This is a genomic window from Pseudoruegeria sp. HB172150 (genome assembly GCF_013184805.1).
GTDB lineage: Bacteria > Pseudomonadota > Alphaproteobacteria > Rhodobacterales > Rhodobacteraceae > Psychromarinibacter.
In genome coordinates, this window is record NZ_JAATNG010000001.1 from 1902195 (window position 1) to 1915652 (window position 13458).

14 protein-coding genes are annotated in these 13458 nt (G+C 62.6%); 1 reads left to right on the forward strand and 13 read right to left on the reverse strand.

Features of this window, described 5'->3' with window-relative positions; genetic code table 11:
- Positions 1-80 precede the first annotated feature (80 nt).
- The 6 genes from HCO70_RS09095 to HCO70_RS09120 all read right to left on the reverse strand — a co-directional run bounded on the left by HCO70_RS09095 (position 81) and on the right by HCO70_RS09120 (position 5946).
- A complete protein-coding gene (locus HCO70_RS09095) occupies positions 81-1121 on the reverse strand; it encodes a substrate-binding domain-containing protein (protein WP_172295134.1) in 1041 nt (346 codons plus the stop codon).
- 479 nt (positions 1122-1600) lie between these two features.
- Complete coding sequence (locus HCO70_RS09100) at positions 1601-2620, reverse strand: ATP-binding protein (RefSeq protein ID WP_172295136.1); 1020 nt, start codon at positions 2618-2620, stop codon at positions 1601-1603.
- Entirely contained in the window at positions 2617-3801 is a 1185-nt protein-coding gene (locus HCO70_RS09105) for a PLP-dependent aspartate aminotransferase family protein (protein ID WP_172295138.1), read from the reverse strand. Before HCO70_RS09105 ends, HCO70_RS09100 begins: the two co-directional genes overlap by 4 nt.
- Before the next feature lie 82 nt (positions 3802-3883).
- The gene (locus HCO70_RS09110; RefSeq protein WP_172295140.1) at positions 3884-4411 is read right to left on the reverse strand and encodes a gamma carbonic anhydrase family protein; all 528 of its coding nucleotides are present in this window, start codon (positions 4409-4411) and stop codon (positions 3884-3886) included.
- Positions 4408-5052: a guanylate kinase gene (gene gmk / locus HCO70_RS09115; protein WP_172295142.1), complete on the reverse strand. Its 645-nt coding sequence runs from the start codon at positions 5050-5052 to the stop codon at positions 4408-4410. The genes HCO70_RS09110 and gmk overlap by 4 nt, the downstream gene beginning before the upstream one ends.
- 3 nt (positions 5053-5055) lie before the next feature.
- Positions 5056-5946, reverse strand: a complete 891-nt coding sequence (locus tag HCO70_RS09120) for a YicC/YloC family endoribonuclease (protein ID WP_172295144.1) — start codon at positions 5944-5946, stop codon at positions 5056-5058.
- 146 nt (positions 5947-6092) lie between these two features.
- On the opposite strand from HCO70_RS09120, the gene HCO70_RS09125 reads away from it, so the two are divergent.
- The gene (locus HCO70_RS09125; RefSeq protein ID WP_172295146.1) at positions 6093-6767 is read left to right on the forward strand and encodes a PAS domain-containing protein; all 675 of its coding nucleotides are present in this window, start codon (positions 6093-6095) and stop codon (positions 6765-6767) included.
- A gap of 87 nt (positions 6768-6854) precedes the next feature.
- On the opposite strand, the gene lpxB is transcribed toward HCO70_RS09125, so the two are convergent.
- From lpxB to HCO70_RS24980, 7 genes are all read right to left on the reverse strand, one after another.
- On the reverse strand, positions 6855-8018 hold the full coding sequence (gene lpxB, locus HCO70_RS09130) for a lipid-A-disaccharide synthase (RefSeq protein WP_172295148.1): 1164 nt from the start codon (positions 8016-8018) through the stop codon (positions 6855-6857).
- Complete coding sequence (locus HCO70_RS09135; protein ID WP_172295150.1) at positions 8018-8824, reverse strand: LpxI family protein; 807 nt, start codon at positions 8822-8824, stop codon at positions 8018-8020. The genes lpxB and HCO70_RS09135 overlap by 1 nt, the downstream gene beginning before the upstream one ends.
- Positions 8824-9621, reverse strand: coding sequence for an acyl-ACP--UDP-N-acetylglucosamine O-acyltransferase (gene lpxA / locus HCO70_RS09140; protein WP_172295152.1), 798 nt, complete (start codon positions 9619-9621; stop codon positions 8824-8826). The genes HCO70_RS09135 and lpxA overlap by 1 nt, the downstream gene beginning before the upstream one ends.
- Positions 9622-9624: 3 nt before the next feature.
- Positions 9625-10086: a 3-hydroxyacyl-ACP dehydratase FabZ gene (fabZ, locus tag HCO70_RS09145; protein ID WP_172295154.1), complete on the reverse strand. Its 462-nt coding sequence runs from the start codon at positions 10084-10086 to the stop codon at positions 9625-9627.
- 86 nt (positions 10087-10172) lie between these two features.
- Positions 10173-10814 carry an OmpH family outer membrane protein gene (locus tag HCO70_RS09150; RefSeq protein WP_172295156.1) on the reverse strand — a complete coding sequence of 214 codons (642 nt, stop codon included), beginning with the start codon at positions 10812-10814 and terminating at the stop codon, positions 10173-10175.
- A gap of 3 nt (positions 10815-10817) precedes the next feature.
- On the reverse strand, positions 10818-13163 hold the full coding sequence (bamA, locus tag HCO70_RS09155; protein ID WP_172295158.1) for an outer membrane protein assembly factor BamA: 2346 nt from the start codon (positions 13161-13163) through the stop codon (positions 10818-10820).
- 167 nt (positions 13164-13330) lie between these two features.
- Positions 13331-13456 carry a hypothetical protein gene (locus HCO70_RS24980; RefSeq protein WP_256372957.1) on the reverse strand — a complete coding sequence of 42 codons (126 nt, stop codon included), beginning with the start codon at positions 13454-13456 and terminating at the stop codon, positions 13331-13333.
- Between the last annotated feature and the right edge of the window lie 2 nt (positions 13457-13458).

Genomic DNA, 13458 nt, shown 5'->3' on the forward strand with positions numbered 1-13458 from the left:
TCCCCCAGGGATTTCGTCAGATGTTTCAATTGAGCAGAGGCGGCACAAATGGCCGCCTCTGACGTTTGGCCGAGGCCTGATTACATGGAGCTGCCCATGGTCTCCAGGTTCTGGACCTTTTCCTGGGTCGCCGAGAGTTCCGGGTCGGACACGAGGCCGTAGTTGGACAGCGGGCCGCTTGGGCCGGCGATCTCGTCAGACACGAAGAAGTCGGCGTATTCCTGCAGGCCGGGGATCACGCCGACATGCGCTTTCTTGATGTAGAAGAACAGCGGACGCGACACCGGGTATTCACCCGAGGCGATGGTGTCGGTCGACGGCTCGACGCCGGACATGGTCGCGACTTTGAGCTTGTCGGTGTTGTTCTCGTAGAACGCCAGACCGAAGACGCCCAGGCCATTCGGGTTCGAGTCGATCCGGGCCAGGGTTTCGGTGTAGTCGCCGTCGATGTCGACCGACTTGCCATCGGTGCGAACCGCCATGCAGGCGCCTTCGGCGTCGTCTTCGGACATGCCGGCATCCATCATGGCCTGCATCGCGCCGGTGTCTTCGCAGCCCTGCAGCAGGACCTTCTCTTCGAAGACTTCACGGGTGCCGTGCTTGGTGCCCGGGATGAAAGCGGCGATTTCGACGTCCGGCAGATCCGGGTTCACGTCGGCCCAGGTCATGTTCGGGTTGGCGGTCATCGCGCCATCAACCGGGATTTCGGCGGCCAGGGCGGAGAACCAGTCGGCCGGCTCGAACGCGGTGAAGGCCGGGCCGTCGATTTGCGAGGCGAAGACGATGCCGTCATAGCCGATGCGGACTTCGACGATATCGGTGACGCCGTTGGCGGCACAGGTTTCGATTTCGCTGTCGCGGATCGCACGGGAAGCGTTCGCGATGTCGATGGTGTTTTCACCAACGCCTTCGCAGAAGCGCTTCAGGCCAGCCGACGAACCGCCCGATTCCACGACCGGGGTCGGGAAGTCGAAGTTCTCGCCGAAGGCTTCGGCGACGATCGACGCGTAGGGCAGAACGGTCGACGAGCCAGCCACCTGGACGTTGTCACGCGCAGCGGCAGCAGTCGCGGACACGGCAGCGATCGCCAGGGTGGAGGCGGTCAGTTTCGCAAAGGACATAGATAGCTCCTGATTGAGTTTCGCAGGGGGACCCCTGTCTCTCTCTAAATCCCCCTTCGTGCTGGGCTGCCTACGGCTGTGGTCAGAAGCTTTTGTGACAACTGGGTAACAGTTTCATGACACCCACAGACAACGCTTGGTGGCGGAACATGTGCTCCTGCATGTTTCAATTTATTTTCCGATACTTAAGGTATATTCTCGCCAACTAGACAAATTACGGATACATGAAAAATCCATGGACTCCGCAGAAGGTTACGTTGGGTTGCCCGATAGCTGGACGGCCAAAGGTAACAGGTCAGGCCGCGCCGATAGAATCGATTTGTCACATACGTTTACCGGACGTAATGGAACGTTCCGAATCGTCCGGACCATTTCGAAGACTCGTTCCGGCAAGATCTCTGGAAAGAGCCGGGGAGTAGATCCAGCGGCATCACGCGCGGATACTCCGTTCGCCTGCGTCATGGCACTGATATTCGCCCTCAGGAGGGTAGCACCACCACGAAGCGACTGCCCTGCCCGCGCGTGCTTTCAATCCTGAGCCGGCCGCGATGCCGGTTCACGATATGCTTCACGATCGCAAGGCCAAGGCCCGTCCCGCCCATCTCGCGCGAGCGGTGGCTGTCTATGCGGTAGAAGCGCTCGGTCAGCCGCGGAATGTGCAACGGATCGATGCCGTCGCCATTGTCGCGCACCTCGACCCGCACAGCCGGACCGCGCAACATCGGGTCGCGTTCCTGGCGGGTCAGCTCGACGGTGACTTCGCCGCCGCCGTATTTGATGCCGTTCTCCATCAGGTTGGTGAAGACCTGCAATAGCTGATCGGAGTCGCCCGGCACTTCCGCGGCATCGTCGGCTCCGATCACCGTCAAAGACACGCCGCGTTCTTCGGCCACGGCGCCGAGCGTCATCGAGGCAGAGGTGACAAGGCTGGCGACATCCACGCGTTCCGTCGGGCGTACGCGCTCTTCGCTTTCGACGCGCGAAAGCGACAGCAGGTCCTGGATGAGACGGCTCATGCGGCCCGCTTCACGTTCCATGATCTCGAGGAAGCGCGCCTGCGCGTCCGGGTCTTTGCGGGCCGGGCCCTGCAGGGTCTCGATGAAGCCGATGAGCGCGGTCAGAGGCGTGCGGAGTTCATGGCTGACATTGGCCACGAAGTCGCGGCGCATCTCGCCGGCGGCCTGCACGTGGCTGATGTCTTCGAGGCTGAGCATGACGCCATCGCCGACCGGAGCGGCGACGGCATTGAAAGTCACGTCGCGTTCGCCATCACGGGTAAGGAACTGCGCCTCGCGCCGCTGTCCCGCCTTGAGCGCCGCTTCGACGCAATCCAGAAGAACCGGCTGCCGCAGGACGGTGATGTAGTGATATCCCGCGCCAGCAGCGCCGAAGAGCTGACCAGCGGCCGTATTGGCCGCGATCACTCGCTCGTCGCCACCGATCAGGACCAGTGGAAGCGGGATCGCGGCGAGGATAGTGGAGATGTCCTGCCCGGTCATGTGCCTGTGGCCGCGGCAATCGCCGCACGAAACTCCGCGACGAGCAGATCGACGTCTTCGACCCCCACGGAAACGCGGAAAAACCCTTCGGACATGCCGAGTTCGGCGCGTTCGTCACTGCTGAGGGCGCGGTGGGAGGAACTGGCGGGATGGCTGAGCGTGGTGCCGATATCGCCGAGCGTGGGGGCGAAGGCGATATTCGGCGCGGCCTGAACGAGCGCATTGGTCGCGTCGCGGCCGCCTTCGATTTCAAAGCTGACCATGTTGCCGCCGCGTTCCCCCAGCAGGGCCGCGGCGCGGTTATGGTCGGGGTGATCGGGCCGCGTCGGGTACAGGACACGTTTGACGCCGGGTGTTTCGGCGAAGGCATCGGCGAGGGTTCTGGCGTTCTGCTCTGCCCGGTCGTAGCGCAGTTCGAAAGAATAGAGGCCACGCTCTGCCAGCCAGCAGTCAAACGGGCTTGGCGTAAGGCCCAGCGTGACGGCGGTGTCATAGATGCGTTTGCGGTGGGCCGGGTCGCGCGCGGAAATGTATCCCAGCGTCGCGTCGGAGTGGCCGCCAAGCAGCTTGGTCACCGAGTGGAGCACGATATCCGCGCCTTGATCGTAGGGCTGGAAGCCGCGCGGCGTGGTGAAGGTGTTGTCGATGGCCAGAAGGATGCCACGATCCTTCGCCAGTTTGGCAATGCCCGTCACGTCGGATACGCGCAGTGTGGGGTTCGACACGACCTCCAGCAGGATCAGCCGGGTTTCGGGGCGGATCGATTGGGCGAAGCTGTCGGCGTCGGTCGGATCGGCGAGGGTCGCGTCGATGCCGAGACGCGGCAGTTCCTCGCGCAGCATCCGCATCGACCGGCCATACAGCTGGTTGCCGCCCAACACGTGATCGCCCTTTCCCAGCAGACCGAACATCAGCGCCGTGATTGCGGCCATCCCGGAGCCGAGGATCAGCCCGCCGTCCACGCCTTCCATCCCGTCGATCTTGCGGGCCAGAACCGTCGCGTTGGGGTGGCCTTCGCGGGCATAGGTGTAACCCTGCGCCCTGCCCTCGTATTGCGCGTCAAGCGCGTCCGGGCTGTCCGACGCATAAACCACCGAAGGCTGCAGAGGTGTCACGACGGGCCGGCTTGCGCTGTCGGGCCAGGATGTGCGGCGCACGAGGCTGTGTTTGGGTTCGGTCATTGTCTATCCGTCTATTGGGAGTCCGTGAAACATTCCGGACGATACGCAACTGGCTGGTTGTGTTTGTGCCGCCAAGCCGTGGTCAGATCGGCCGCAGGCTTTCGCGAAACAGGCGCATGCGGTCACGGTAGTGGGCAGCCGAGGCGAGCAAGCCATTCAATGCCGCCTCGTCGAGCTGACGGATAACCTTGCCAGGCGCTCCCATCACCAGCGAGCCCGGCGGGATCTCCTTGCCTTCGGTGATCAGCGCGCCGGCCCCGATCAGGCACCCTGCCCCGATCACCGCGTGGTTCAGTACCGTTGCGCCCATGCCGATCAGAGCCCCGTCATGGATCGTGCAGCCGTGCAGCATGGCCTTGTGGCCGATGGTGCAGTTGGCGCCGATCGTCAGAGGGCAACCGGGATCGGTGTGCATGACCGTGTTTTCCTGCACGTTCGAGCCTTCGCCGATGACAATCGGCTCGTTGTCGCCGCGCAGCGTGGCGCCGAACCAGATGGAGGCGCCGGAGCGCAGGATGACATTGCCAATGACGTTCGCATCGGGCGCGACCCAGAAATCCCCATCCTCGGGCAGCTGTGGCTCTCTGTCGCCGAGCACATAGAGGGTCATAGCGCCGTCTCCTCGTATTCGCGCTGCAGGCGGCGTACCACATCGGTCAGTCCAGGCTGGCGCGGGCGGCGCAGGCGTTCGGCGGTCACGATGGTTTTCAGCCGCTCCTCCGTCTCGTCGAGATCGTCGTTGACCAGCACGTAGTCGTAGCTGTCCCAGTGGCTGATCTCGTCCCAGCTGCGTTTCATCCGGCGTTCGACGGTGTCAGGGTCGTCCTGAGCCCGGCTGATGAGGCGGCGGTGAAGTTCGGCGATGGACGGCGGCAGGAGGAAGATCGACAGAACGCTGTCCTGCAGGGCGGAGTTTCGGATCTGCTGGGCACCCTGCCAGTCGATATCGAACAGAACGTCGGTGCCGCTGGTGATGGCGCTTTCGACCGGCTTGCGGGGCGAGCCGTAGAAGTTGCCGAAGACATGGGCGTGTTCCAGCATGTCGCCGTCCGAGACCATGCGCTTGAAGCCGGTTTCGTCCGTGAAATAGTACTCGCGCCCGTCCTGTTCGCCGGGACGTGGTTCCCGGGTCGTGGCGGAGACGGAGAACCTGATCGACGGGTCCCAGGCGCGAAGCCGTCCCGCGAGGGTCGACTTACCGGCCCCCGAGGGCGAGGACAGGATGATCAGAAGTCCGCGCCGCTCGGCCATGTTCTACTCCACGTTCTGAACCTGCTCGCGCATCTGATCGATGGTGGCCTTGAGGTCAAGACCGACACGGGTCAGGTCCGTGGACTGCGACTTGGAACAGAGCGTGTTGGCTTCGCGGTTGAATTCCTGGCTGAGGAAGTCGAGCTTGCGGCCGATGGGGCCGTCGGTTTCCAACAGTTCCCGGGCTGCCGTCACGTGGGCGCCGAGCCGGTCGATTTCCTCGGTCACGTCCGTCTTGACGGCGATCATCGCCAGTTCCTGTGCGACGCGAGCCTCGTCGGCGCCATCGGAATTCTCCAGGATGCGCGCAAGGTTCTCGCGCAGCCTGTCGGCCATCTGGTCCTTGCGTGCCTCGGCAAGCTCTGCGGCTTCGGTAGTCAGGTCCTGGATGGTGGCAAGCTGACCCAAAAGCACGTCTTTCAGTGCGGCGCCCTCGGCCTGCCGCATCTGGTCGAAGGCATTGACGAGATCCGGCAGGCCCGCCGTGATGGCCTTGGCCAGGGGGGCTACATCCGTCTCGGAGGCATTGCTTACGAGCACGCCCCGTGCGGCCAGTACGTCGGTCACGGTGGGTTTCGCGAAGCTGAGCCCTGCCTCGGCCGCCGCCGCCTCTACCTGCTTCAACTGGCCCAATATGCGTGCGAGTGCGGCCGGGTCGACTTCTTCGCACGCTGCCCCTTCGTCGCGCGCGAGCTTCAGGCCCACGGTCACATTACCTCGGGCTACGGTTTTTGAAACGGCAGCGCGGACCGGCTGGTCGAGCCCCTCGATCCAGTCGGGCAGCCGCGTGCGAATATCGAGCCCGCGTGCGTTGACCGAACGAATGTCCCAGTTCCAGCTATAGCCTACGGCATTCCCCTTTGTTGCCGCAAAGCCCGTCATGGATTTAACCATTGCTATTAACCATTTGGTAAGTTTTCGCCTCCATCTCGCCACATTCTGTGGCAGATTAAGGAAAGAGTAAGGAATCTGAAGTATCAGTTAACAAGCCGGGAGTCGGGCGGCAATGTCCGCGACCTGGCGGGGGTAAGAAGATGGAGATGAGGCATGCCGGAAACGGCAACGTGGTGGCGTTGTTCGATGGAGCGGCTTCTTTGAAATATCAGGCAATTGGCCAGGTCGACGCCTATTGGGAGGCCCTGCGCGCCGGCCGGATTATGCCGGATCGCGCCGAGGTGGATCCGCGCGGCCTCGGTTCGGCACTGGAATACACCTTCCTGCTGGAGCATGTGGCGCCGGGAATCGGACGAGTGAGAATCTCGGGTATGCACCTGCGGGACATCCTGGGCATGGAAGTACGCGGAATGCCGCTTACTGCCTTCTTCGTTCCGGATGCGCGAGACCGGATTTCGCGGGTGCTGGAAAGCGTGGTGACGACGCCGCAGGTGGCGGACATCTCTATTGCCGGTGAGCGCGGTATCGGGAAGCCCGTTCTGCCGGCACGGCTGCTGCTCGCTCCGCTTGCCAATTCGGGCCGCGGATCGCCACGGGTTCTGGCCTGCCTTGAGAGCCGTGGCGATATCGGTCGCGCGCCGCGCCGGTTCACCATCGAGCAGGTGCAGTTGCGGCGGATCGTCGAGACCAAGCGACCGGACGCCGAGGTATCAGCGAAAACGGCGGAACCGGTGGAGTTCGCAGAGCCGAAACCGGAGAGCTATGTGACGCCGCAACCTTCGGAGCGGCCCTATTTGCGGCTTGTGCGTACGGACGGCTGATCGGAACTATGCGGCGCTTTGGCTAGCGTCGAAGATTTGTTTGTTCATCCGAGTATCAAAAGGCGCGCTGGTTTCCGGCGCGCCCTTTCAGTTCAGCCCATCGAGGACCGCGCGGGCGGCGCGGAGGCCGGGAGGCTCGTCGCCCTTGCCAAGGGCGGTCATCGTCTTTTCCATTGCCGCAAGCTGGGCGGCGCGCGCCTGTTCATCCTCGAGCAAGGCGATCAATGCGTCAGCGATCGGCGCCGGTTTGCAGGCTGGACCAAGATATTCGGGAACGGCGCGAGTCTCGCTGACAAGGTTCACCAGTGTCGCCGTGTCGATCTTGAGCATGCGGCTGGCAATCTGCCAGGTCAGCCAGTTCATGTCATAGGCGATGACCATCGGTGTGGCCGCCGCGGCGAGTTCCAGCGACACCGTACCGGAGGCGGCCAGCGCCGCATCCGCCGCAGCAAAGGCGGCGCGCTTGCGGCGGGCGACATCAACACCGGCGCTATCACGGGAATCGAGGACGATTGTGTTACCGGGCCAATTGTGCGTTGCGTCGATGACCGCGCTTGCGACTCCGGGCGCTGCGGGGACGACAACGCGGGTTTCGGGCAACGCAGCCAGAACAGGACGCAGCGCTTCGCCGAAGATGGGGGCAAGGCGCGAGACCTCGCCACGTCTGGAGCCGGGCAGAACCAGCAGGATCGGCGCGTTGGACAACCCAGTCTCGGCACGGAATTCCGCAATCTCATCAGGGCTTGCCAGCGGGTCTTCGACGACGGGGTGGCCCACGAAGTCGCAGCGAACCCCTGCGGCCTCCATGTAGGGCGGCTCGAACGGCAGGAGCGCCAGAACCTGATCGATGTAGCGCGCCATTTTCTGCGCACGGCCCTCGCGCCAGGCCCAGACGGAAGGAGCTACGTAGTGGACGCAGCGGATGTCACTGGACGCCTTCACCTGCGCTGCGACGCGAAGGCTGAAGTCGGGGCTATCGATGGTGATCATCACGTCCGGTTTGGTGTCCGCCACCCAATCCGCCGTCTGTGAGATCCGGCGCTTCAGATGCCGGATCTTCGGCAGCACCTCGGCGATGCCCATGACACTGAGTTCTTCCATGGGAAAGCGGGAGACAAGTCCTTCGGCCTGCATTTCGGCCCCGCCGATACCGTCGAACTGGACCTCCGGGCGCAATGCTTTCAGACCCCGCATGAGTGCGGCGCCAAGCCTGTCACCGGATGGCTCGCCCGCGAGGATGAAGACGCGCATCAGACGTCCTTTGCCAGCAGGAAAAGCCCGGCCTTTTCCGCAGCTTCGATGGCGGCCGGGCGGTCGATGATCATCACCTTTCCGGCTGCAATGACGATGCCGTTCAAGCCGGCCTTCTGAACCCCTTCGATTGTGCGGGGCCCGATTGTTGGCATGTCCACCCGCAGGTCCTGACCCGGTTTCGGAACCTTCACAAGCACACCGCCCTGATGGCGCAGCTTGTGGCGCGTGTCGCCCACATATTGCAGCAAGGCATCGGTGCCCTGCACCGTTTCGATCCCGAAGCAGAGCGACTGCGCCACGACGGCGCCCTGCCCCACATCGAGCGGCCCGAGTGCGGTCAGGATTTCGATTGCCCGGTCGATATCGGCGTTATCCTTCGACGACGGCTTGCGTCCCGCGAGGCGTCCGGGTTTCGCCGTCAGGTCCGGCAGCAGCTCGTGGGCGCCGCGCACTGCAAACCCTTCTTCTTCGAATGCACTAACGACGGTTCGCAGCAACTGGTCGTCGCCGCCCTGCATGGCCTTGAGGAAGCGGGGCGCGAGCATCATCGTCTTGGTATCGAAGCGCGCGGGGTTCAGAACAGGCCGGACCATCCCGCCCGCCATGACAACGTCGGTGGTCCCTGCCCCGCGGAGTGTGCGGAACAGTTGACCGAACCGTTCGTAGCTGATTTCGGCACTATCGACCCCCTGCGGGGCATCGACATCCGTACCGGAGATCGACACGAACAAGGCTTCGGGATGCTTTTTCGCGATCTGGTGCGGCAGCGCGCCCCTGCCCGCGATAATCGCCAGTCTTCCCATCAGCGCGGCGTCAGGAAATGGCGGTCACTGTCGGTCAGGATGAATTCCACAACCTCTTTCACGTAGGCGCTGTCGGTTTCCTCCATCAGCCGCGCGGCGCGTTCCTGGAAAGATCCGTCGCCGTCGCCAAGCACCTTGTAGGCCGCCCGCAGCGCGGTGATCTCGGCCCGGTCGACCCCTTTTCGGCGAAGCCCGACCAGGTTCAGGCCGCGCAATTCTCCCGCGTCGGCATCGACCATGCCATACGGTATCACGTCTTTTGCGACCTTGGTGACACCGCCGATGATGGCACCCTTTCCGATGCGAACCCACTGATGCACGCCCGAGACGCCGCCGATGATCACGTCGTCGCCGATCACGGCATGGCCCGCGATGCCGGACTGGTTCACGACGATCACGCGGCTGCCGATACGGCAGTCATGTGCAACGTGAACGCCGGCCATGAACAGGCAGTCGTCTCCGATGACGGTTTCTCCGCCGCCATGTGCGGTGCCCGGGTTCATCGTGACATGTTCACGGATCGTGTTCCGGGCGCCGATGATCAGGCGCGTGTCCTCGCCCGAGAACTTCAGGTCCTGCGGAATGTCACCGATGGAGCAGAACGGAAACACCTCGGTCTTTTCGCCGATTTCGGTCTGGCCGGTGATCACATTATGGCTCTTCACCCTGACGCCAGCCGAAAGCTTCACTTTGGATCCGATGACCGAGAAAGCTCCAACCTCTACATCCGGCCCGATCTCGGCCCCTTCCTCGACAATGGCGCTGTCATGGATGCGGGCGGTGGCGTGGATGCTCATGGCTCAACTCCCCGGTGTCAGATCGACCATCGCGGCGAATTCTGCCTCGGCCGCTTTCTGTCCGTCCACCTCTGCGACGCCGTGGAACTTCAGCACCTTGCCGCCGGTGCGCAGCCCGGTGATATGCAGCTTCAGCTGGTCGCCCGGCACAACCTTGCGACGGAACTTCGCCTTGTCGACGCTCATCAGGTAGATCAGCAGGTTGGTATCGGTGATATCGTTCGCCACCCCGATCATGATGCCGGCAGTCTGCGCCATTGCCTCTATGATCGTCACGCCGGGCATGATCGGCGTACCGGGAAAATGACCCTGGAAATGCGGTTCGTTGAAGGTGACGTTCTTGATGCCCGTGGCCGAGTTCGTGCCGTCGATATCCACCACGCGATCTACCAGAAGGAACGGGTAGCGGTGGGGCAGGATCCGCTGGATCATGTCGTTATCGGCGGTCTTCAGGGCTTCGTTCATTGGGCGGTCCTTGGTCTTCGGAAAGGCCAGCGTCTGGTAGCAGCGAAGACGCGGCTAAACAAGCGGTGGTGAGCGGCGATGCGGGTTCAATCGGTGGTGTCTGAGGTCTCGGGCTCGGACGGTATCGTCACCTCCGGCTCCGGCGTGTCAGTTTCGGGCAACGTTGCTTCGCCGCCAGCTCCATCACCCTGTCCAGAGAACGTCGCATCGATGCGCTCTATCGCTTCCTCGGTGATATCCACCGAGTCCGCAGAAAGCAGGACTGCGCGCCGGTCCATCACGACGAGAGCGCCGCGTTCGCGGGCGATTTCCGTCAGCACGGGCGTGATCCGGCTCAGAAAGTTCTGCCGGGCCTCTTCGCGCATGCGCTGCAGGTCCCGTTCCTTGGCGTCCTGCTCTGTGCGGAGCCGCTGCACCTTGGCATCGAATGCATCGGCAAGAGCGCGGAATTCTTCCGGTGGCAGCGTTTTGCGCTTTTCGGTGAGATCGAGTTCCTCGGACGTCAGGTTTGCTTCGATGCTTCGATTCTCGGCGGCGAGTTCGTTTGCCCGCTGCTCCATTTCCTCGCCAATCCGCGCAGCCTCGCGGGATCCGGCAAACAGCTTTTCCTGGTCCAGGGTAAGAACCGGCGGAGGAACTGGTATCACGTCCTGCGCGGCGGCTGACCCTGCCGTCAGAGCCAGCGCCGCGAGGAAAGCGCGGAGCGGCACGAGGACGCGCCGCACCATGGCCTAGAATCTCGTGGAGATCGTCAGGTCGAACTCACGCTCTTCGTCGTAGTCCTCTTTGACGAGGGCCTTCGAGAAGTTGAAGCGCAACGGTCCGATCGGCGTATCCCAGAAGATCGAGATGCCAGCAGCCGAACGCAGCGCAAAGTCGTCATCGACGGTGCTGGTCCCGGCCGTGTTGTCCAGCCCCCAAACCGAGCCGACATCGAGGAAGACACCGCCGTGGATGCCGTACTCTTCAGGCAGACCCAGCGGGAATTCCGCCTCGAATTTGGCGACCGCAAAGTAGTTGCCGCCGAGGGCGTCCTCGTTGGCTGCACCAAGGTCCCTCGGACCGACGCCGAAGTACTCGAAGCCGCGAATTTTGCCGTTCAAGGTGAAGCGATCGACGATGCGGGAGTCGCCACCACTGACCGAGTTGAGCGCGCCGCCCTCGAAAATCGCGCGCAGAGTGACCTCGTCGTTCACAACCTTGGTTTCACCGACCAAGAGCGCCTCACTCTTCACGTAGGAAACATCGCCGCCAATACCGGCGAAGTCCTGGCTCCAACGGAACAGGATACCCGCGTCGGGGTTCAGGCCACGGCGAAGCGTGCGGTAGGTGTATTCGTACCCGGCGCCAATGGCCCATTCCTGACCGCGCGCAGCTTCAGCTGCGAGGATCGCCGAGGACTCGGCCGGCACGTCAGTGATATCGGTAAGCCGTCCGAAGACGTTGAGACCAAGCCGCGAGTACTCGCCCAGCGGGAAATCGAAACCGGTGGTGACGCGGCCCAAGGTCGTGTTGTAGTCGGTCGAGTTCGCTTCTTCCGTCGTGGTGTAGGCGATGTTGAAGGAGTAAGCCACATCGCGTCCGAGGAAGGCTGGTTCCCGGAAGCCGAAGGAGTAGTTCTGCGTACCGGAACCGGTTGAGACATCGAAGCTGAGCGCCTGACCACGGCCGAGGAAGTTCCGCTCCGAGAAGTTGAATGTCAGACCGAACCCGGCAGACCCGCTATAGCTGGCGCCGAAGCCCAGCGAACCGGTCGGCTGCTCTTCGACATCGACATCGACGATGACCTGATCCGGCGAGGAACCTTCCCGCGGATTCACTTCAGCCTTGGAGAAGAAGCCGAGCGCTTCGATCCTCGACGCCGCCTCGCGGATTTCACGCGGGTTGAAAGGATCGCCTTCCACCGCCGTGAACTGGCGCCGGATGACACGGTCCAGCGTGGTCGCGTTGCCTTCGATATCAATGCGTTCGACGAAGATACGCGGGCCACGGACGATGGCGAAATCGATGAACAGAAGCTGGTTGCGGTCGTCACGCGTCACACGCGGATCGACGCGGATGAAATCCAGGTCCTGCTGCACCGCCAGACGTTCCAGCCGGGCTATGGTGTTGTCGATATCGAGCGGGTTGTAGACCTGGCCGGAACGGATGGCCACTGCGTTCTGATAGGCGCTGACATCGATCTCCGGCAGGTCGCTGCTAACGCTGATATTGCCGTACCGGTACTTGAGGCCCTCGCGGACCGTAAAGGTCACAAAGAAGGCGTTGCGTTCGCGGGAGAATTCGGATGCGACCGACAACACATCGAAGTCGACGTAGCCACGGGAACGATAGAAGTCCGTCAGAACCTGACGATCAAACTGCACCCGGTCGCCGATGAAGGTGTCGCGCTGGATCAACTGCCGGAACAAACCGGCCTGTTTCGATTCCAGCACGCGGCGGAGGCGGCGATCGGAGAAGTCTCGGTTTCCGACGAAGCTGATGCGTTCAACTTCGACGACTTTGCCTTCGGCAACCTCGAAGACGAGATCGACGCGGTTGTTGGACCGACGGATGATCACCGGTTCAACTGTCGCAGCAAGACGTCCTGCTTGTTCATACGCATCGACAATCGCGGCGGCATCCTGCTCGGCCACTGTCGGCGAGTAGACGCGGCGGGGCTGCGAACGGAGCAGGCCAAGAAGCGCTTCGTCCTTCAGCTTGCTGTTGCCCTCGATATTGATGCGGTTGATCGTCGGAAATTCCTGTACGACGATCACGAGCGTGCCGCCCCGTGGCTCGAATGCCACAGATTCAAACAGCCCGGAGCCGAGAACGTTCTGGTAAGCCTCGTTCAGCTGGCCGGCGGTGACTGTCTGGCCGGGCTCGATTCCCGCATACGACAACACCGTGCCGGGTTCGATACGGCCGCCACCTTCCACCGTCACGTTCGAGAACGTGTAGCTTTGCGCGTCGGCGGCGCTAAGCGAAGCGCCAAAATAGGTTGAGATTGCAAGGAAAACGACAAGAGCGGCCCTGTAAATCGCTGTTGGGCTTCTGTGTCCCTTGTTCTGCTCGCTGATTGTTGCCCGCTTCATCTGTCCCAGTCCCACCACAAGCTTGTTTTTTAATGTGGTTACCGCGAAAGCAGGGTCGTGTCAAAAGCGGAAAACAAAGCAAAAGCACCCACCGATATTCATCGAGCGGGTGCTACGCCACCAGATATGGTGGCCCTGTTACGATGGCGCTTTGGGCGCCGGTGGTCTTAGAGCGAGATAATGTAGGCCGCAGCAAACAGCGCGGCGGCGGCGCCACCGGCGAAAAGCAGCCGGTCCCAGTTCAGGTCAGCCAGCAAAGACAGGCCGCGATATCCCGACCGAAGCGCATTCATGA

Excerpts from the sequence above, each read along its gene's own strand:
- HCO70_RS09095 (WP_172295134.1), bottom strand. The coding sequence starts at position 1,121 with ATGTCCTTTGCGAAACTGACCGCCTCCACCCTGGCGATCGCTGCCGTG.
- HCO70_RS09100 (WP_172295136.1), bottom strand. The coding sequence starts at position 2,620 with ATGACCGGGCAGGACATCTCCACTATCCTCGCCGCGATCCCGCTTCCA.
- HCO70_RS09105 (WP_172295138.1), bottom strand. The coding sequence starts at position 3,801 with ATGACCGAACCCAAACACAGCCTCGTGCGCCGCACATCCTGGCCCGAC.
- HCO70_RS09110 (WP_172295140.1), bottom strand. The coding sequence starts at position 4,411 with ATGACCCTCTATGTGCTCGGCGACAGAGAGCCACAGCTGCCCGAGGAT.
- gmk (WP_172295142.1), bottom strand. The coding sequence starts at position 5,052 with ATGGCCGAGCGGCGCGGACTTCTGATCATCCTGTCCTCGCCCTCGGGG.
- HCO70_RS09120 (WP_172295144.1), bottom strand. The coding sequence starts at position 5,946 with ATGGTTAAATCCATGACGGGCTTTGCGGCAACAAAGGGGAATGCCGTA.
- HCO70_RS09125 (WP_172295146.1), top strand. The coding sequence starts at position 6,093 with ATGAGGCATGCCGGAAACGGCAACGTGGTGGCGTTGTTCGATGGAGCG.
- lpxB (WP_172295148.1), bottom strand. The coding sequence starts at position 8,018 with ATGCGCGTCTTCATCCTCGCGGGCGAGCCATCCGGTGACAGGCTTGGC.
- HCO70_RS09135 (WP_172295150.1), bottom strand. The coding sequence starts at position 8,824 with ATGGGAAGACTGGCGATTATCGCGGGCAGGGGCGCGCTGCCGCACCAG.
- lpxA (WP_172295152.1), bottom strand. The coding sequence starts at position 9,621 with ATGAGCATCCACGCCACCGCCCGCATCCATGACAGCGCCATTGTCGAG.
- fabZ (WP_172295154.1), bottom strand. The coding sequence starts at position 10,086 with ATGAACGAAGCCCTGAAGACCGCCGATAACGACATGATCCAGCGGATC.
- HCO70_RS09150 (WP_172295156.1), bottom strand. The coding sequence starts at position 10,814 with ATGGTGCGGCGCGTCCTCGTGCCGCTCCGCGCTTTCCTCGCGGCGCTG.
- bamA (WP_172295158.1), bottom strand. The coding sequence starts at position 13,163 with ATGAAGCGGGCAACAATCAGCGAGCAGAACAAGGGACACAGAAGCCCA.
- HCO70_RS24980 (WP_256372957.1), bottom strand. The coding sequence starts at position 13,456 with ATGAATGCGCTTCGGTCGGGATATCGCGGCCTGTCTTTGCTGGCTGAC.